This window comes from Symbiopectobacterium purcellii (assembly GCF_052050035.1).
Classification (GTDB): domain Bacteria; phylum Pseudomonadota; class Gammaproteobacteria; order Enterobacterales; family Enterobacteriaceae; genus Symbiopectobacterium; species Symbiopectobacterium purcellii_A.
On the sequence record NZ_CP189882.1, the window covers coordinates 4,283,102 to 4,299,760 of the forward strand.

At 47.5% G+C, this 16,659-nt stretch carries 18 protein-coding genes and 7 pseudogenes; 17 read left to right on the forward strand and 8 right to left on the reverse strand.

The window, feature by feature from the left end; genetic code table 11:
• Positions 1–105 precede the first annotated feature (105 nt).
• Positions 106–513: a lactoylglutathione lyase gene (gene gloA / locus ACQGXV_RS29250; protein WP_440863998.1), complete on the reverse strand. Its 408-nt coding sequence runs from the start codon at positions 511–513 to the stop codon at positions 106–108.
• Between the two features lie 526 nt (positions 514–1,039).
• Between gloA and ACQGXV_RS29255 the strand changes: the two genes are divergently transcribed.
• Together ACQGXV_RS29255 and slyA are read left to right on the forward strand one after the other, a co-directional pair.
• Entirely contained in the window at positions 1,040–1,288 is a 249-nt protein-coding gene (locus tag ACQGXV_RS29255) for a DUF1289 domain-containing protein (RefSeq protein WP_440863999.1), read from the forward strand.
• 229 nt (positions 1,289–1,517) lie between these two features.
• Positions 1,518–1,964, forward strand: coding sequence for a transcriptional regulator SlyA (gene slyA / locus ACQGXV_RS29260; protein ID WP_440864000.1), 447 nt, complete (start codon positions 1,518–1,520; stop codon positions 1,962–1,964).
• 401 nt (positions 1,965–2,365) lie between these two features.
• Here slyA and ACQGXV_RS29265 read toward each other — a convergent pair whose 3' ends face one another.
• The gene (locus ACQGXV_RS29265) at positions 2,366–2,833 is read right to left on the reverse strand and encodes a glycine zipper 2TM domain-containing protein (RefSeq protein ID WP_440864001.1); all 468 of its coding nucleotides are present in this window, start codon (positions 2,831–2,833) and stop codon (positions 2,366–2,368) included.
• Between the two features lie 591 nt (positions 2,834–3,424).
• On the opposite strand from ACQGXV_RS29265, the gene anmK reads away from it, so the two are divergent.
• The 5 genes and pseudogenes from anmK to ACQGXV_RS29290 form a co-directional block, all read left to right on the forward strand.
• The gene (gene anmK / locus ACQGXV_RS29270; protein ID WP_440864002.1) at positions 3,425–4,537 is read left to right on the forward strand and encodes an anhydro-N-acetylmuramic acid kinase; all 1,113 of its coding nucleotides are present in this window, start codon (positions 3,425–3,427) and stop codon (positions 4,535–4,537) included.
• Between the two features lie 122 nt (positions 4,538–4,659).
• Positions 4,660–4,992, forward strand: a complete 333-nt coding sequence (locus tag ACQGXV_RS29275) for an MliC family protein (protein ID WP_440864003.1) — start codon at positions 4,660–4,662, stop codon at positions 4,990–4,992.
• An 84-nt stretch (positions 4,993–5,076) separates the two neighbouring features.
• Complete coding sequence (gene pdxH / locus ACQGXV_RS29280; RefSeq protein WP_440864004.1) at positions 5,077–5,760, forward strand: pyridoxamine 5'-phosphate oxidase; 684 nt, start codon at positions 5,077–5,079, stop codon at positions 5,758–5,760.
• A 136-nt stretch (positions 5,761–5,896) separates the two neighbouring features.
• Positions 5,897–7,174: a tyrosine--tRNA ligase gene (gene tyrS, locus ACQGXV_RS29285; RefSeq protein WP_440867684.1), complete on the forward strand. Its 1,278-nt coding sequence runs from the start codon at positions 5,897–5,899 to the stop codon at positions 7,172–7,174.
• Positions 7,175–7,262: 88 nt separating this feature from the next.
• Positions 7,263–7,448 (forward strand): annotated as a pseudogene (locus tag ACQGXV_RS29290) (pyridoxal kinase); the annotation flags it as partial.
• A gap of 52 nt (positions 7,449–7,500) precedes the next feature.
• Here ACQGXV_RS29290 and ACQGXV_RS29295 read toward each other — a convergent pair.
• The gene (locus ACQGXV_RS29295; protein WP_440864005.1) at positions 7,501–8,400 is read right to left on the reverse strand and encodes a transposase family protein; all 900 of its coding nucleotides are present in this window, start codon (positions 8,398–8,400) and stop codon (positions 7,501–7,503) included.
• 85 nt (positions 8,401–8,485) lie between these two features.
• Here ACQGXV_RS29295 and pdxY point away from each other — a divergent pair.
• Positions 8,486–9,163: pseudogene (gene pdxY, locus ACQGXV_RS29300) on the forward strand (pyridoxal kinase PdxY); the annotation flags it as partial.
• Between the two features lie 39 nt (positions 9,164–9,202).
• Here pdxY and ACQGXV_RS29305 read toward each other — a convergent pair.
• Positions 9,203–9,614: pseudogene (locus ACQGXV_RS29305) on the reverse strand (glutathione binding-like protein); the annotation flags it as partial.
• 42 nt (positions 9,615–9,656) lie between these two features.
• A complete protein-coding gene (locus tag ACQGXV_RS29310) occupies positions 9,657–10,190 on the reverse strand; it encodes an IS30 family transposase (protein ID WP_440864006.1) in 534 nt (177 codons plus the stop codon).
• 62 nt (positions 10,191–10,252) lie between these two features.
• Here ACQGXV_RS29310 and ACQGXV_RS29315 point away from each other — a divergent pair.
• Both ACQGXV_RS29315 and ACQGXV_RS29320 read left to right on the forward strand, forming a co-directional pair.
• Positions 10,253–10,983: pseudogene (locus ACQGXV_RS29315) on the forward strand (IS3 family transposase); the annotation flags it as partial.
• A 198-nt stretch (positions 10,984–11,181) separates the two neighbouring features.
• A pseudogene (locus tag ACQGXV_RS29320) lies at positions 11,182–11,616 on the forward strand (IS3 family transposase); the annotation flags it as partial.
• 163 nt (positions 11,617–11,779) lie between these two features.
• On the opposite strand, the gene ACQGXV_RS29325 reads toward ACQGXV_RS29320, so the two are convergent.
• Complete coding sequence (locus ACQGXV_RS29325) at positions 11,780–12,058, reverse strand: transposase (protein ID WP_440864007.1); 279 nt, start codon at positions 12,056–12,058, stop codon at positions 11,780–11,782.
• A gap of 94 nt (positions 12,059–12,152) precedes the next feature.
• Between ACQGXV_RS29325 and ACQGXV_RS29330 the strand changes: the two are divergent.
• A pseudogene (locus tag ACQGXV_RS29330) lies at positions 12,153–13,077 on the forward strand (IS5 family transposase).
• A gap of 89 nt (positions 13,078–13,166) precedes the next feature.
• On the opposite strand, the gene ACQGXV_RS29335 reads toward ACQGXV_RS29330, so the two are convergent.
• Positions 13,167–13,280, reverse strand: coding sequence for an HP1 family phage holin (locus ACQGXV_RS29335; RefSeq protein WP_440864008.1), 114 nt, complete (start codon positions 13,278–13,280; stop codon positions 13,167–13,169).
• A 160-nt stretch (positions 13,281–13,440) separates the two neighbouring features.
• On the opposite strand from ACQGXV_RS29335, the gene ACQGXV_RS29340 reads away from it, so the two are divergent.
• The 5 genes from ACQGXV_RS29340 (at position 13,441) to ACQGXV_RS29360 (ending at position 15,472) form a co-directional block, all read left to right on the forward strand.
• A complete protein-coding gene (locus ACQGXV_RS29340) occupies positions 13,441–13,593 on the forward strand; it encodes a DUF5993 family protein (protein ID WP_440864009.1) in 153 nt (50 codons plus the stop codon).
• 15 nt (positions 13,594–13,608) lie between these two features.
• Positions 13,609–14,154, forward strand: coding sequence for a disulfide bond formation protein B (locus tag ACQGXV_RS29345; RefSeq protein ID WP_440864010.1), 546 nt, complete (start codon positions 13,609–13,611; stop codon positions 14,152–14,154).
• A gap of 351 nt (positions 14,155–14,505) precedes the next feature.
• Positions 14,506–14,649: a hypothetical protein gene (locus ACQGXV_RS29350; protein ID WP_440864011.1), complete on the forward strand. Its 144-nt coding sequence runs from the start codon at positions 14,506–14,508 to the stop codon at positions 14,647–14,649.
• Positions 14,650–15,015, forward strand: a complete 366-nt coding sequence (locus ACQGXV_RS29355) for an IS630 transposase-related protein (RefSeq protein WP_440863104.1) — start codon at positions 14,650–14,652, stop codon at positions 15,013–15,015. It begins immediately after the preceding gene.
• Positions 14,939–15,472, forward strand: a complete 534-nt coding sequence (locus tag ACQGXV_RS29360) for an IS630 family transposase (RefSeq protein WP_440862665.1) — start codon at positions 14,939–14,941, stop codon at positions 15,470–15,472. The genes ACQGXV_RS29355 and ACQGXV_RS29360 overlap by 77 nt, the downstream gene beginning before the upstream one ends.
• A gap of 18 nt (positions 15,473–15,490) precedes the next feature.
• Here the strand turns inward: ACQGXV_RS29360 and ACQGXV_RS29365 are convergent.
• Positions 15,491–15,658, reverse strand: a pseudogene (locus ACQGXV_RS29365) (integrase core domain-containing protein); the annotation flags it as partial.
• A 76-nt stretch (positions 15,659–15,734) separates the two neighbouring features.
• Between ACQGXV_RS29365 and ACQGXV_RS29370 the strand changes: the two are divergent.
• On the forward strand, positions 15,735–16,658 hold the full coding sequence (locus ACQGXV_RS29370; RefSeq protein WP_440864012.1) for an IS5 family transposase: 924 nt from the start codon (positions 15,735–15,737) through the stop codon (positions 16,656–16,658).
• Position 16,659 lies beyond the last annotated feature (1 nt).

Here is a 16,659-nt window from a genome sequence, read left to right on the forward strand (position 1 = left end):
TGATCCGGCGATCCCCTGAAAGTTCGATTTATTCAACAAAGCCGATTTCCGGTTAAGCGATGGAGCCATTTACACGAAATTCTTTACAGACTCAGCATCTGACAATCAGTTGTCGAGCCAGTTTCCTGATTGCGCTTTTTCAATCAGCTCAATCTTGTAACCATCGGGATCTTCGATAAAGGCAATGATCGTGGTGCCGCCCTTAACCGGGCCAGCTTCGCGCGTCACTTTTTCGCCTGCCTGACGAATACGCTCGCAGGTTGCGGCAACATCTTCAACCGCCAGTGCGATGTGCCCGTAAGCATTACCCAAATCGTATTTATCAACGCCCCAGTTGTACGTCAGTTCAATGACGGCCCCTTCGCTCTCTTCGGTATAACCGACGAAGGCGAGCGTGTATTTGTATTCGGTGTTTTCACTGGTTCGCAGCAAACGCATCCCCAGTACCTTGGTGTAAAAATCGATTGAGCGTTGTAAGTCCCCAACACGCAACATGGTATGAAGTAAGCGCATAATATCCTCGATTGACTACTGTGGTTGACCGCCATCACCGGAGCGACAGCGCAAAGGCTCGTTACAAAGTATACCGTTGTAACGAGGTTGAGTCCAAACCCTTGATGTAGAAGGCATACTTAAGGTGTCGCAGGGCTTTGTTGAATAATTTAACCGTTTGATTTACATCTTCTTTAGTTAGAATGCATTTACAGAGAATGTATTTTGTTAGAACGACAAATCAAATAGTTAGCACAATAAAAAGCATTCCGAGAGGAAAAATTAGTCGTTGAAATTTTATAATGCTTATATAAATCAGTATCTTAAATTATTCAACAAAGCCGTGTCGCAGTAGACGGCAATCACATTTATGCCATAGCTTTGCGGTATATTAATAACAAGCCAAATAAATAGTGTCGCTAGAGAAATCTTCGGCGCTACAATATATAATACTGAGTATCGTTTACAACCAGCGCCGCTCTACACCTAAAGCTTGCCATTGTTGCCCTGTAACGCTTCAATGAACGTGATGGGTAGCGGAGGTGCAGTGCCTGAACAACTTGAGATTTTTGCTGTTCCCAACCCTTGTCGTGGCGTGTGCCAAACGGATGCGCGCGTTTATTGTCTGGGTTGCTTTCGCAGTCGCAGTGAGCGTTTCTCCTGTGGGGAAATGAGCGATACGCAAAAACAGGACGTGCTAAGGCTTTGCAGGCAGCGCGAGAAACGGATGGTTCGTTCGGAAAAGGCTACACTGAATAGCGAGTGGCAGCAGCACTCATTATTCAACGATGAGTAGTGTGCTGTGGGCTCTAATAACTTATGTTGCATAATGTAGAGAGAACAATCTTTTCCACTGCACCTGTTGAGAGAATTTCCTCAAGGTGAATATATTTGGTATAACAGCAACGTGGCTATCGCTATTTATCGATAAATCATTAAGCAGAGCACCTTTTTCATTTTTTTTAAAATCAGAGTTGATTGCAATCCAGGGATATAACTTAGTTCACTAATAATAAGGAGGTGTTATGGAATTGCCGTTAGGTTCTGATTTGGCCAGATTGGTTCGGGTGTGGCGATCATTAATTGATTTTCGTCTGAAACCACTGGAATTAACCCAAACCCATTGGGTTACACTGCATAATATATACCAACTGCCTCCTGGACAGTCGCAGATTCAACTGGCAAAAGCCATTGGCATCGAACAGCCATCGCTGGTAAGAACCTTGGATCAGTTAGAAGAGAAAGGGTTGATTACTCGAAGTATTTGTGCGCACGATCGGCGCGCAAAGCGCATCGCGTTGACCGATGCGGCAGAGCCAATCATTCAAGCGGTGGACGATGTGATAAGCCAAACGCGTGGTGAGATATTGCTGGGTATATCGGGGCAGGAAGTCAGTGCCCTGACGGGCCTTATTGCGCGCCTGGAGAAAAATATTCTCGCCTTACATGAGAGCCATGAAAGTCGTCATTGAAGCATCATCAGACAGAATAATGCTTGGGTAGAATAAATGTCCATCAAGCCGAATTGAATACTGCGCTGCATTCAAACATGGTATCACGCTTCGATCCTTTACCTGAACCCTATTTCTGGTGAATTATTGATGTCGTGTGGATGTTTTTTTTACTGAAAAAACTGATGGGGTTTTAGCCTGGGCAGGGGATATACCTTTTGGCCTCTTTCTTAGACAATGTGCTATTTTTCGTTAAAAATGTGTTTTGCCCGACGTGTTTTGAGTCAGTGCAATTATTGCCTGTACAATTGAGGCCGCTCGTTGTCAGAATGAACTTTTCATGTGAAGTGACATTATTGATCTAAGCAATAATCTAGGTTATCACCACCGTGCTGGTGGTGATAACAGAAAACAGGGGGTGTTTATCGTGGTGCAACTGTCACGTTTTGGCCGTTGCTGGACATGGCAACACGTTGGCCAACGCTGAAACCGGTATCGCCCTGGCGCTGTACAACCATGATAGTGGTACCATCGTCGCGGCGAATTTCCAACTCAACGCCTTGAACTCGGTTCATCGCACCTTGTGCACTTTGACCCGCTACGCCACCCGCCACCGCGCCTGCTGCGGTTGCCAGTGAGCGACCCGATCCACCTCCGATGGTGTTACCCAAGAACCCACCCAGCACTGCGCCACCAATAGCGCCCATGGTGCCATTCTCATCGCCAGCCTGAATCTGTACAGGTCGTAATGAAACGATGGTGCCATAAGTTACAGTACGAACCTGTTTGGCTTCAGAGGCGCGATAAACGTCACCGGAAAGCGAACTGGTGTTGGCGCAGCCCGCCAATGTCATACCGGCTAAAGTAATCACAAGTAAACGCTTCATCATATATAAGACTCCTGTAATCGCAATGTGTCAGCTTTCTGTTACTGAAAGCCGACGTGGTAATGCTTATCAAACGGTTACTGCGAAACGTCGAATGGCCGTTGCGCACAACTCACCCTGATATAATAGGATTATATTGATAATGAAAAATGGCTAAAGTTCCTTGCTGCCACTATTCTCTCTCATCCTATTGGCGCATATGTTCATTTTATAGCAAAAAACGGCCTTTTTTTCCTCAAAATAAACGCGCATTCAAAGTATAGGACGTCGAATCCGCCGTAGAATGAAGAATACCTGAGCCGTTTGCCCGCTCGCCATGTTATTTTGTAAACAAGTGCAGCTTGGTTTATGGGGATTTTGGGCTTTGTTGAATAATTTAACATGCTGATTTACATAATTATTATAACACTTCAACAACTAAGTTTTCCAGCCGTAATGCTTTTTATTGTGCTAACTACTTGATTTGTCGTTCTAACAAAATACAGTCTCTGTACATCCATTCTACCTAAAGAAGATGTAAATCAAACGGTTAAATTATTCAACAAAGCCGGGATTTTGTGTGCGTGTACAGCGCGGGATGGGAAATTCACCGTTATGAAATCAGGCAGATACATCGGAGTGATGTCGGGCACCAGTCTGGATGGTGTCGATGTGGTCCTGGCAGCGATTGATGAGCACACGGTCGCGCAGCAGGCGAGCTATTGTCATCCAATGCCACTGGCATTGAAGCAAGCCATTCTGGACGTATGCCAGGGTCAGGCGGTAACGCTGTCTACATTAGGTCAGTTGGATACACGTCTCGGCAAGTTGTTTGCCGAAGCGGTGCGAATGTTGTTGAAGCAGACCGAACTCGATGCCAGCGACATCATGGCGATAGGCTGTCATGGACAGACGGTGTGGCACGAACCGCTCGGTGATGCGCCTTGTACGCTGCAAATCGGCGATAATAACCAAATCGCAGCGTTGACGGGCATCACTACGGTGGGCGATTTTCGCCGACGTGACATTGCGCTTGGCGGGCAAGGTGCGCCGCTGGTGCCGGGGTTTCACTATGCGTTGCTGATGCATCCTGATGAACGCCGCGTCGTGCTCAATATTGGGGGGATTGCCAACATCTCTCTGCTGGCTCCTGACTGTCCGGTACGCGGCTATGATACCGGACCCGGCAATATGTTGCTCGATGCCTGGATCTGGCGTCGTCAGGGACAACACTATGATAAAGACGCGCAGTGGGCGGCAACCGGGCGCGTAAATATCCCCTTGCTGCGCCGCATGCTGGCCGATCCCTATTTCGCGTTACCTGCACCTAAAAGCACCGGGCGCGAATACTTTAATCTAGGCTGGCTGGAAAAGCAGCTTGTGGGGTATGGCTCCCTGTCTCCTCAGGATGTACAGGCTACGTTGGGGGAGCTAACCGCCGTCAGCATTGCCGATCAGGTGCTGTTGACGGGAGGCTGTGAACGTGTGCTGGTGTGCGGCGGTGGGGCGCGTAATCCCCTGCTGATGGCGCGTCTGTCCGCATTAATGCTCGGTATTGAGGTCAACACCACCGATGAGTGCGGCGTGAACGGCGATGATATGGAAGCGCTGGCTTTTGCCTGGCTTGCTGCGCGCACCTTGTCGGGCCTGCCCGGGAACTTGCCGTCAGTGACCGGTGCCAGCAAAGCGACGATATTGGGGGCCATTTTCCCCGTTCTGAACGACTAATCAGATTTTGCTTAGAGGTCGTTGTAGACCCCGTTGTTACACTGCTGTTATCTGTGACTCGACTGGCTGCGTCGTGGTCACGTGGCGATAACCTTCAGACAGGTAATAACGGGAAAATAATAATGAAATTAATGCTATCGGGCCGCGTTGGCGTGCTGTTAGGGCTTATGATGCTGTCCGGTTGTAGCGGTTTTAACCGGCAGACACCGGTAACAACGCTGCATTATCAATGTGGCACCCTGCCGCTCACCGTAACGCTGAAACAAGATATCCAGCCAGCGGAAGTGCATTTCTTGCTGGATGGTGAACGTTTGCAACTTCCGCAGGTTGTTTCTGCCTCAGGCACTAAATACAGCAATAACCGGTATACGTTCTGGAGCAAAGGGGATCGCGCCTTTATTGAGCGCAGCGGACACATCATTGCGGATGATTGCCTCCTACAGAATGCACCTTGACGCAAGGTGTTACGTTGAGATTTTCCCGCTGTGGGCGCAGAATGGAATGATGATTTTCGTCCCGATACACCACAGCAGGATGTTATGACACAGGACAACACTTCACCTCCCTCCGCCGCATTTCCGACCGAAGATGAAATTGCGGACGTCAGACGCGAATATACCCGCGGCGGTTTACGCCGCAATGAATTGACCGCCAACCCCCTAGATCTGTTCGACAAGTGGCTCAAACAGGCGTGCGATGCGCGCCTGTCCGATCCTACTGCGATGTGCGTTGCCACCGTTGATGAACAGGGCCAGCCCTACCAGCGCATCGTGTTGCTCAAACACGTCGATGAGCAAGGGATGGTGTTTTACACCAACCTGGGCAGTCGCAAGGCACAGCATTTGGCGCTGAATTCGCGTATCAGTTTGCTGTTTCCTTGGCACAGCCTGGATCGTCAGGTGATTGTGACGGGGCATGCTGAACGCTTATCCACCATCGAGGTGCTGAAATATTTCCACAGCCGACCAAAAGAGAGTCAGATAGGCGCTTGGGTTTCACAACAGTCGAGCCGCATATCGGCCCGTGGCGTGCTGGAAAGCAAGTTTTTAGAGCTGAAACAAACATTCATGAAAGGTGAGGTGCCGTTACCGAGTTTTTGGGGCGGATACCGCGTGGTCATTGATACTGTCGAATTCTGGCAGGGCGGGGCGCATCGCCTGCATGACCGCTTTATCTATCAGCTAGATGGCGATAACTGGCAAATTGATCGTCTGGCACCTTAAGTGCTGCGAATTGTAGCAAATATCCCCTTTAAATACTGGCGCTCCCCTCGGGGGCGCTTTATTCTATGAAGTTACGTTATTTCCCTTGGAATACAGTTTTTCAAACATCGTTTCTTTTACGAAAATGGAGCTATTGATGGCGAGTGGTAACCTGATTCAACAATTGCAAGAGCGGGGCCTGGTTGCTCAGTTAACGGACGAAAACGCGTTAGCAGAGCAGTTGGCGCAAGGGCCAATTGCTCTGTATTGCGGTTTCGATCCGACCGCTGACAGCTTGCACTTGGGGCATCTGGTGCCTCTGCTGTGCCTGCGCCACTTCCAGCTTGCGGGGCATAAACCTGTGGCATTGGTCGGTGGGGCTACCGGCCTTATCGGCGATCCGAGTTTTAAAGCCACAGAGCGTAAACTCAATACCAGCGAAACCGTGGGCGAGTGGGTAGAAAAGATCAGCAATCAGGTGTCGCCGTTCCTGGATTTTTACTGTGGGGAAAATAGCGCTGTCATGGCGAACAACTATGACTGGTTTGGCGGCATGAACGTGCTGACTTTCCTGCGCGATATCGGTAAGCATTTCTCCGTTAACCAGATGATTAACCGCGAAGCGGTGAAACAGCGTCTGAACCGTGATGATGTCGGTATCTCTTTTACCGAGTTTTCGTACAACCTGTTGCAAGGGTATGATTTCGCGGCGTTGAACGAGAAATATGGCGTTGCGTTACAGATCGGCGGCTCTGACCAATGGGGCAATATTACCTCCGGAATCGATCTAACCCGTCGCTTGCATCAGAATACGGTGTTTGGTCTGACCGTTCCGTTGATCACCAAATCAGATGGCACCAAATTTGGTAAAACTGAAGGCGGCGCGGTCTGGTTGGATGCCAAGAAAACCAGCCCGTACAAATTCTACCAATTCTGGATCAATACCGCCGATGCGGATGTCTATCGTTTCCTGAAGTTCTTTACCTTCCTCAGTATCGAAGAGATCACGGCGCTGGAAGAAGAGGACAAAAACAGCGGCAAGGCACCGCGCGCCCAGTATGTGCTGGCAGAATACGTCACGCGGATGGTGCATGGTGAAGAGGGCCTGAAAGCGGCGCAGCGCATTACGCAGAGCCTGTTCTCTGGTGCACTGAATGCGCTGACAGAAAATGACTTTGCCCAGTTGGCGCAGGACGGCATGCCGGTTATTGAACTGGGGCGCGACGCTGACTTGCAGCAGGCATTGGTCACGGCTGAACTGGTCCCTTCGCGTGGTCAGGCGCGTACCATGATCGCCTCAAATGCGGTGACCATTAACGGCGAAAAACAGGCTAACCCTGAATATGTTTTCGCGGATAGCGATCGTCTGTTTGACCGTTATACGCTGCTACGCCGTGGTAAAAAGCACTACTGCCTGATTTGTTGGACGGCATAAGAAAACAGCATGCACAAGGGAGCGAAGGCTCCCTTTATTCTTGGTAATACTCCGAGGTCAGTGATAAGCAAGGTCAGGTTGTTGATAAATGAAAAACATTCTTTCTATTCAGTCCCATGTGGTTTTTGGACATGCAGGGAACAGTGCCGCAGAATTTCCGATGCGGCGTATGAGCGCAAACGTTTGGCCGCTTAATACGGTGCAATTCTCCAATCATACGCAGTATGGTCAGTGGACCGGCAGTGTGATGGACGCCAGCTATTTGAACGACATTAAGCGTGTTGCTTAATAGTGAAATAAGGGTGTTTCGGTGATTGAAGTAAATTTTACGCTGTTCTGAGATGGAAATTCCAAAGACCGGCGCTAAGGAGTAAGAAGGTATCATCAATAAAGGGTCTACGATTCCGTAAAATTTGGGTCATGCAACCGAGGCGCTTGATACCCGCGATGGCGTCTTCAACTGTAATACGGATGCCCGAGATTATTTTATTTTCTTGTTTTTGTTCAGGCGATAAAGGTCTTTTTCGAGTTCCTTTTTTTGGGATTTGTGTATTAGGATGCTGTTTATCTATACCTTGAAAACCGGTATCTGCCCAGATGGTTACCTCAGGAGGAATATGGCGAATTATATCGACTTTATCGAGTAAGCGTTTATCGTGACGGCGCCCATTTTTGCTCATGGGGATAAATCCAATTTGCCTTGTTTCGTCAGTCATAATAAGCCCTTTTCGAGTGGTCTGTCTTTTCTTTCCCGAATACATTTTTTTTCGCCGACGCAGATTCTTAGGCTTTTGGACAGGTCGCTCTGTCCCATCAATAAAGACGTCTTTAACTCCAGGAAAGGCGCGAAAAAATTCCTCAGCAGAGCGAATTTGACGAGCGGGCAAAACACATTCTCGCCCCAAGGTCATCTCTAAAACCGGCAATAATATTTTTACCCAGCGACATACCCGTGTTCTATCTAAACCAAAAAGAAGTCCTTGCAAATCATAGGTCGGATAACATTTTAAATACAATAAAATAAAAAGCAGTTTATCTAATGGGGTTGGGATAAATCCTTTGTGCCCTCCACCCATCTGCCGCTCGTGATCTTTTCGATTCTTTTTCCGATAAATCAAATAACAAGCTGAAAATTCAGCGGCTAAATTTTTCAATTCTTCGACTGATAATCCAATGATTGCTTTACATAAACGATTATCTCGTAACAACCGCTCTTTGTTGATCATTTCAAACCTTTATTCTCTAAGTTAAACCTCTTTTTATTCTCAATAGCCTGACAAAAAATGCAAGTCTCTATTCAGCAACTAGTTTATTGTGCAGGGCATTGCCAATATTGACAGACTGGCGCGCTGTGATGCGGTGCTGAGTGGCTATATCGGTTCCCCCGAGCAGGGTGCCAGCATTCTGGATATCGTCCGTCAGGTCAAAGCGGCGAATCCGCAGGCGATCTATTTTTGCGATCCGGTGATGGGCACGCCCGAGAAAGGCTGTTTTGTTGCACCCGGCGTTTCGGGCTTCAATTGTAACCAGTCGCTGCTCGCAGCCGATGTGATTGCGCCGAACCTGCCGGAACTGGAGTTGCTGGCTGGCGTGACGGTGCACAATGTGTATGAGGTCGTTGCCGCAGCGCGTCAGCTCTGTGAACGCGGACCGAAAATCGTGTTAGTTAAACACCTCAGCCGCGCAGCACGCCGTGCTGACAGTTTTGAAATGTTGCTGGTTACACCTACTGACGCCTGGCATATCCGCCGTCCGCTGGTGGAATTCGAACGTCAGCCCGTTGGTGTAGGGGATTTGACCAGCGGCCTGTTACTGGTGAACCTGCTCAAAGGCGTGGCGTTAGATAAGGCGCTGGAACATACCACGGCAGCGGTCTATGAAGTGATGTTGGTGACCAAAGATATGGACGAGTACGAACTGCAATTGGTGGCGGCACAAGATGGCATTGCCAACCCGCGTCATCATTTTCAGGCAGAACGCCTCGGTTAATGGCGCGTTAGGCGGCACCCTTGGGTGCCGCACTCTCTCTTACCCTTTCAATCGTTCAACTTTCAATGCCGTCAATACCGCCGGGCGTTCTGCAATATGGTCGAGATAAGCCGCCAGGGCCGGATAGCGGAACATATAGCCAAACGACATTATTTTGATAACAGCCAGCTATGATTCTTTGCCACATATCAGGGCATAGGATGTAATCATTTTTAAGTCGGTTGGCTATATCGAGCTTTAACGACTGTGCCCACCGCATCACGGTAAACAGATAGGCATCCGCGACGGAAAAACGATTTCCCACCAGATAGTTTTGTTCACTGAGCACAATATTGATATAGCGGAAACGAACCTGAAGGTATTCCTGTAGCAGTTCCTTATAGGTTTCCGGTGTACCTGGGCGAAAAATGGGGGTAAATGTTTTGTGCAGTTCGGCGGAAATATAGTTAAGTCACGCCCATTCCCACTCGAAACGCAACAAAACGGTAGAGGCTTATGCCACCAGTAAGTGCGTTAAAAATACCTCATTGGGGGAACGATAGCCCAGCGATTTTCTGCCCCTTGTATTGAGTATGTGTTCGAGTTCGGCAATCTTACGATGACTGACCTGACTGAAGTCTGTTCCCTTTGGGTAAAAACGTCGTATCAGCCCGTTGGTGTGCTCATTCAAGCCCCTCTCCCAGGAATGATAAGGATGGGCAAAGTAGACCTGCGCCCCTGTGATTTGAGTAATTTGCTCGTGCAGAGCGAATTCAGGGCCGTTATCAGCTGTTAGGGTCTTAAACTTGCAAAAGGTATTAGCTTCAATGTCCCTGAAAGCAGCAACCACAGTCTCCGCACGCTTATTAGGCAGTTTGCGAATGATGACGGTTTTCAATGCTTTATCTACGATGGTTAACAAGAGTGACTTCTGGTCTTTGCCAAAAATAGTGTCAATTTCGAAGTGGCCAGGCTCCTGTTTAAGCTCGGCTTGAGCTGGGCGATACTCAATACCAACACGGTTGGGAATAGGGCCTTGTAGTGGCATACTGAATTTGACCACCTAAGTAGAGGTGATATGCTTACCTCATAATTTTTATAGGTGCCAAAATGAGTAAAATAATTACTGCTGAATTTAAATGTGAAACCGCCAAATTAGTCCTTGACCAAAATTATACCGACCAGGAAGCCGCGAAAGCCATGAACGTCAGTCTTTCAGCGATTAGCCGGTGGGTAAGAGCCCTTCGTTTAGAACGTCAAGGGAAAACATCGCCTGGTCTGCCATTAAAACCTGAACAAATTGAGTTCAGAGAAATGAAGAAAAAAATCCACCGACTGGAAATGGAGAATGCCATCTTAAAAAAGGCTACTGCGCTCTTAATGTCCGACTCACTGAAAAATTCTCGGTAGTTGAAAAGCTAAGAGCGCTTTATCCAGTGAAAGCGTTGTGTCGTATTTTTAATGTTCACCGAAGCAGTTATCGCTATTGGTGTCGACCTAAGGAGCCAGATATTGAGCGGACGATAAAACGTAGCCTGGTCAGCGAAGCGTGGAACGTTAGTGGCGGGTCTGCGGGCGCAAGGACTATCGCCACGATGGTTACCAATACACACGACGTGAAACTTGGGCGGTGGTTAGCGGGTAAGTTGATGAAAGAATTAACCCTCGTTAGTTGCCAAACAAGAAAACATCAATACAACCGCGGTGGAAATGAACGTATTGATATTCCAAATCTGCTCAATAGGCAGTTCGCTGTTACCAAGCCTGACCAGGTTTGGTGCGGCGGTGTAACCTATATTTGGACAGGCGCCCGATGGGCGTATCTGGCGGTGGTATTAGATTTATTTGCGGCTTTGTTGAATAATTTAAGATACTGATTTATATAAGCATTATAAAATTTCAACGACTAATTTTTCCTCTCGGAATGCTTTTTATTGTGCTAACTATTTGATTTGTCGTTCTAACAAAATACATTCTCTGTAAATGCATTCTAACTAAAGAAGATGTAAATCAAACGGTTAAATTATTCAACAAAGCCTTTATTTGCCCGAAAACCCGTGGGTTGGGCAATGTCGTTTTCGCCAGATTCAGAATTAACAGCCAAAGCACTAGAAATGGCTTGGGAACTGCGTGGGCATCCCAAACAAGTCATGTTTCATAGTGACCAAGGAAGCCATTACACCAGTCGTCAGTATAGGCAGGCATTGTGGCGTTATCAGATGACCCAAAGTATGAGTCGCAGAGGAAATTGTTGGGATAATAGTCCGATGGAGCGATTCTTCCGTAGTCTGAAGACTGAATGGGTGCCAACGACTGGCTACCAAAGCTTTAGTACTGCTCAATCATCCATTATTCGCTACATAACCCATTATTATAGCGATGTCAGACCTCACTGGTATAACGGTGGGTTAACACCAAATGAATCAGAACGGCTGTTCCATCAACAGTCAGGTAGGGTGGCCAAATTTAGTTGACCACTACACAGCGCCTTCAACCTGACCCGGACCTCCACGTCTTTTTGCAGCGGTTCGGCGGGCTTTTTTCGCCATGCATACCAGGCAGAGGCCGTCACACGCATGACCCGACAGAGTGTACGAACGCTGAAGTCAGTGGCATTGTCGAGAATGAACCGGTATCTCACGACATATGTTTCGCGAAGAAGGCACTCGCCTTTTTTAGTATCTCCTTCTCTGTACGTAACTCTTTGTTTTCCTTTTGTAACCGTTTTAACTCTGCACGTTCATCATCGCTGAGTACGCCGTTGCTCTGCTCGCGTGCCAGCGAGACCCATGTATGCAGGGTTTTGTTGCTTATGCCCAGCGATGCTGTTGCCCTGGCTATCGTATAGCCCTGCTCTGTTACCAGGGCAACGGCTTCTTTTTTAAACTCAGGGGTAAATTGTCGTTTATGGTTCACTAAACACCTCCGTTTTGGGGCTTTGTTGAATAAATCGAACTTTCAGGGGATCGCCGGATCAGAGCACTATCATCGCTCCCGATAGCAGCTCCCCATGGCAAAGCAAAAGTTTAAAATCACCAACTGGCCCACCTACAACAAAGCACTCAGACAACGCGGCTCCCTGACGGTCTGGCTTGATGAGTCCGCCATCGCTGCATGGACTGACAGTGCTTCGCCTGAAGGTCGTGGTCGGCCGCTTTACTACACCGATATGGCTGTTACCACGGTTTTGATGATAAAGCGCGTGTTTAACCTGTCGCTCCGGGCATTACAGGGCTTTGTCGACTCGGTTTTTAACACTGATGAGCCTGCCACTGCGCTGCCCGGACTACTCTCTGGTCAGTCGGCGGGCAAAAACCGTCAGTATCAGCATAAAAACGCCAACGCGTGGTGAAATCTCGCATCTGGTCATCGACAGTACCGGTCTGAAGGTCTTTGGCGAAGGTGAATGGAAAGTCAGGCAGCATGGGGCTGACAGACGAAGAGTGTGGCGCAAGCTTCATCTGGCAGCAGACAGTGCGACGCATGAGATTATCTGTGCCGACTTATCGCTCAGCGGAACGACAGATGCGCAGGCACTGCCGGGCCTGATTAACCAAACCCACCGAAAAATCAGGGAAGTGTCAGCAGACGGTGCTTATGACGCCCGTTACTGCCACGATGCGTTGCTGAGAAAGAAAATCAGGCCCCTTATCCCGCCGCGAAGCGGAGCGAAATACTGGCCGGACAAGTACTATGAACGTAACCATGCGGTGGCGAATCAGCGTCTGAGCGGGAGTAATGATATGTGGAAAAAGAAAGTGGGTTATCACCGGCGTTCAGTGGCAGAAACAGCGATGTTCCGCATAAAAACTTTGCTGGGTGGCCACCTGAGCCTGCGTGACTACGATGCTCAGGTGGGTGAAGCCATGGCGATGGTCAAAGCGCTGAATCGTATGACGTTGTTGGGTATGCCACACAGCGTCAGGATCGGATAACAGGTGTAGCAGAGGGAGTCATCCTGTCGGCTAATTCTGATTTATTCAACAAAGCCACGTTTTGGATGTAAGTTTAGTGTCCTGATTATTCAGCCACTACAGATGATACCAACCAGCAAAGCCCAGTCGTTGAGCGACATAGCGCCCAGCATCGCAGTAAACGAACCCCAGCCAATGGCAGTTCCGCTTGAATATTTGTCCATTCTCATGCCTCTACCTCCCTCGTGGGGATCGGCGCTGTGTGTAATTGAAAGGGTAAATAAAAAAAGCCACGCCGGAGCGGCAGCGTCATTGGTGTGGTTGCAAATTAAAATCTATAACTTATAATCATATGTATCATGATTGAATGTAGGTCGAGTTCATATGTTTTTTCTGTTTATCAACGCATTAGGGATAGCAATCAGCGCTATCAAAGGCAAAAAGAGGTTAGGTTATGCTTTATGGATATTGCTACTCATCGTAGTTTCTTTGCTATTAAATCATCATATTACTAACCCACTTAACCTTTCATTTTAATCTGAGATACATCATATGTTTAACGAAAAGTCTGTAGAAAACATTTCAGTATTATTTAATATACTAGGTTTATGTGGTGTAAATATAATTCTTTTAATTGCTTTTTTTTACCAGTTCAATCTTCATGAGCTGCCATGTCCACTATGCTTGCTTCAGCGAATGGGTTTTATCATGATTGGTTGTGGATTTTTTTTCAATCTATCTTTTGGAATAAAATTAAAACACTATAGTTTCATCTTAATTAGTGCCGTTATCACAGGTGTGATAGCTACCAGACAGTTTCTTCTTCATATTTTACCAGGAGATAATGGATATGGTTCAGCATTCTTTTCTCTTCATTTCTATACATGGTCAATACTTGCAAGTGTTATAGTAATAATATCCACAGCAATGATATTGTTTATTTATAAAAATGAATGTAGTTATACCACATCAATAAATAGTAAAATATTAAAATTTATGTTTACTTTTCTCATTGTGGCAAATTTACTATCTACATTTTTAGAGTGTGGATATGGACAGTGTTCAGACAATCCTCATTATTATCAAATGCTGAAATAAAAAATGGAGCACGCAAGAGGCAGCGGCAATTAACCGGGGCCATATCTAACACCTGCACAAAACTGATACGGACTGAACAACAAGCGAGATGTGCGACGAAATAGTTTTATTGAGCAATCAGTCGCTGTCAATAGCAAAAAGCCCCAACTACTAAAGGGAGTTGAGGCTAAGTAAGCTTGATGCCTTGATGGCACCCTTACCATAATATTGCGTTTTTTACGATCGTAAAGACCTTATTGGCGGTAAAGTAAATCTTTTACACGCCCCATTCCCAGTCGAAATGCAACAAAGTGACCCACTGGCCAGACCCGGATAAAATCACCGTTCTGGCCCTACTGGAGATCCCGTTGCATGCAGGGAAAACATCTGACTCACAAAGAGCGGTTCTACATCGAAAAACGGCGTGGTGATGGGGTTAACCAGGCCACCATCGCCTGGGAACTGGAGCTTCCTCGTTCTATAGCTAAACGACTTAATTTTGATTACATTATTTAAATGAGCTATTCAATTGATTTTAGACGTAAAGTGATATCTACACGGAAAAACGAAGGGTTGAGTATCCGAGAAACAGCGAAGCAATTTCGGATTGGCCCTGCCTCTGTATCGCGTTGGATTAATCAAATAGAGTCAAAAGCATCGACCACGCGTCAGCGAAAGATCGATAAATCCGAGTTGATAAAAGATGTTGAACAATATCCAGATGCTTACCAAAAAGAACGTGCAGAGCGTTTTGGCGTTTGTCAGAAGGCCATTTGGCAAGCGCTTAAAAAGCTGGGATTGACCTATAAAAAAAACGCTACGTCATCCGAAAGCCGACGAAAACGCCCGGCAGGGATTTCAACAAAAAAAACAACAGTATGAAAAAGAAGGTAAACCTATTGTTTTTATTGATGAAAGTGGTTTTTCACACGATGCCCCACGGACTCACGGCTATTCCCCAAAAGGTCAACGGTGTTTTGGCCTGAAGAACTGGGGAGCTAGGGGAAGAACAAATGTTATCGGCGCTTTATTAGGCACAACGCTGTTTGCTATCGGATTATTTGATATCAATATTAACAGCGATGTTTTCTATGCCTGGGTCACACAAGTCCTTATCCCAGTACTCCCTAAAAACAGTGTAATCATGATGGACAATGCCACTTTTCACAAAAAACATAATATTCAACAAGTCATCATCGATGCAGGGTATATGGTGGAGTATTTGCCTACATATTCGCCAGATCTTAACCCAATTGAGCATAAATGGGCACAAGCAAAAAGCAAAAAAAGAGAGATGGGTTGCGATACAGAGAGTTTGTTCTCAGTCCATATGGTGTAATCAAAATTAAGTCGCTTGGCTATACCAGCCGACGAAGGTTTCCACCCAGGCTCGCGCATCTTCCAGCGTTGCAAAGCCTTTTTCAGACCATGCAGGCACGTATTTCAGCATCCTGAACAGCGATTACACGTGGGCGTTGTCGTTGCTTACCCGCGGCCGACTGTGTGACGGGGTTATCTTCAGCTCGGCTTTGTTGAATAAATCGAACTTTCAGGGGATCGCCGGATCAAAGCACTATCATCGCTCCCGATAGCAGCTCCCCATGGCAAAGCAAAAGTTTAAAATCACCAACTGGCCCACCTACAACAAAGCACTCAGACAACGCGGCTCCCTGACGGTCTGGCTTGATGAGTCGGCCATCGCTGCATGGACTGACAGTTCTTCGCCTGAAGGTCGTGGTCGGCCGCTTTACTACACCGATATGGCTGTTACCACGGTTTTGATGATAAAGCGCGTGTTTAACCTGTCGCTCCGGGCATTACAGGGCTTTGTCGACTCGGTTTTTACACTGATGAGCCTGCCACTGCGCTGCCCGGACTACTCTCTGGTCAGTAGGCGGGCAAAAACCGTCAGTATCAGCATAAAAACGCCAACGCGTGGTGAAATCTCGCATCTGGTCATCGACAGTACCGGTCTGAAGGTCTTTGGCGAAGGTGAATGGAAAGTCAGGCAGCATGGGGCTGACAGACGAAGAGTGTGGCGCAAGCTTCATCTGGCAGCAGACAGTGCGACGCATGAGATTATCTGTGCCGACTTATCGCTCAGCGGAACGACAGATGCGCAGGCACTGCCGGGCCTGATTAACCAAACCCACCGAAAAATCAGGGAAGTGTCAGCAGACGGTGCTTATGACGCCCGTTACTGCCACGATGCGTTGCTAAGAAAGAAAATCAGGCCCCTTATCCCGCCGCGAAGCGGAGCCAAATACTGGCCGGACAAGTACCATGAACGTAACCATGCGGTGGCGAATCAGCGTCTGAGCGGGAGTAATGATATGTGGAAAAAGAAAGTGGGTTATCACCGGCGTTCAGTGGCAGAAACAGCGATGTTCCGCATAAAAACTTTGCTGGGTGGCCATCTGAGCCTGCGTGACTATGAGGCTCAAGTAGGTGAAGCCATAGCGATGGTCAAAGCGCTGAAGCGTATGACGTTGTTGGGTATGCCACACAGCGTCAGGATAGGATAAC

Coding starts and splice junctions, on each gene's coding strand:
- gloA (WP_440863998.1), bottom strand. CDS start 513: ATGCGCTTACTTCATACCATGTTGCGTGTTGGGGACTTACAACGCTCA.
- slyA (WP_440864000.1), top strand. CDS start 1,518: ATGGAATTGCCGTTAGGTTCTGATTTGGCCAGATTGGTTCGGGTGTGG.
- ACQGXV_RS29265 (WP_440864001.1), bottom strand. CDS start 2,833: ATGATGAAGCGTTTACTTGTGATTACTTTAGCCGGTATGACATTGGCG.
- anmK (WP_440864002.1), top strand. CDS start 3,425: ATGAAATCAGGCAGATACATCGGAGTGATGTCGGGCACCAGTCTGGAT.
- ACQGXV_RS29275 (WP_440864003.1), top strand. CDS start 4,660: ATGAAATTAATGCTATCGGGCCGCGTTGGCGTGCTGTTAGGGCTTATG.
- pdxH (WP_440864004.1), top strand. CDS start 5,077: ATGACACAGGACAACACTTCACCTCCCTCCGCCGCATTTCCGACCGAA.
- tyrS (WP_440867684.1), top strand. CDS start 5,897: ATGGCGAGTGGTAACCTGATTCAACAATTGCAAGAGCGGGGCCTGGTT.
- ACQGXV_RS29295 (WP_440864005.1), bottom strand. CDS start 8,400: ATGATCAACAAAGAGCGGTTGTTACGAGATAATCGTTTATGTAAAGCA.
- ACQGXV_RS29310 (WP_440864006.1), bottom strand. CDS start 10,190: ATGCCACTACAAGGCCCTATTCCCAACCGTGTTGGTATTGAGTATCGC.
- ACQGXV_RS29335 (WP_440864008.1), bottom strand. CDS start 13,280: ATGGACAAATATTCAAGCGGAACTGCCATTGGCTGGGGTTCGTTTACT.
- ACQGXV_RS29340 (WP_440864009.1), top strand. CDS start 13,441: ATGTTTTTTCTGTTTATCAACGCATTAGGGATAGCAATCAGCGCTATC.
- ACQGXV_RS29345 (WP_440864010.1), top strand. CDS start 13,609: ATGTTTAACGAAAAGTCTGTAGAAAACATTTCAGTATTATTTAATATA.
- ACQGXV_RS29350 (WP_440864011.1), top strand. CDS start 14,506: ATGCAGGGAAAACATCTGACTCACAAAGAGCGGTTCTACATCGAAAAA.
- ACQGXV_RS29355 (WP_440863104.1), top strand. CDS start 14,650: ATGAGCTATTCAATTGATTTTAGACGTAAAGTGATATCTACACGGAAA.
- ACQGXV_RS29370 (WP_440864012.1), top strand. CDS start 15,735: ATGGCAAAGCAAAAGTTTAAAATCACCAACTGGCCCACCTACAACAAA.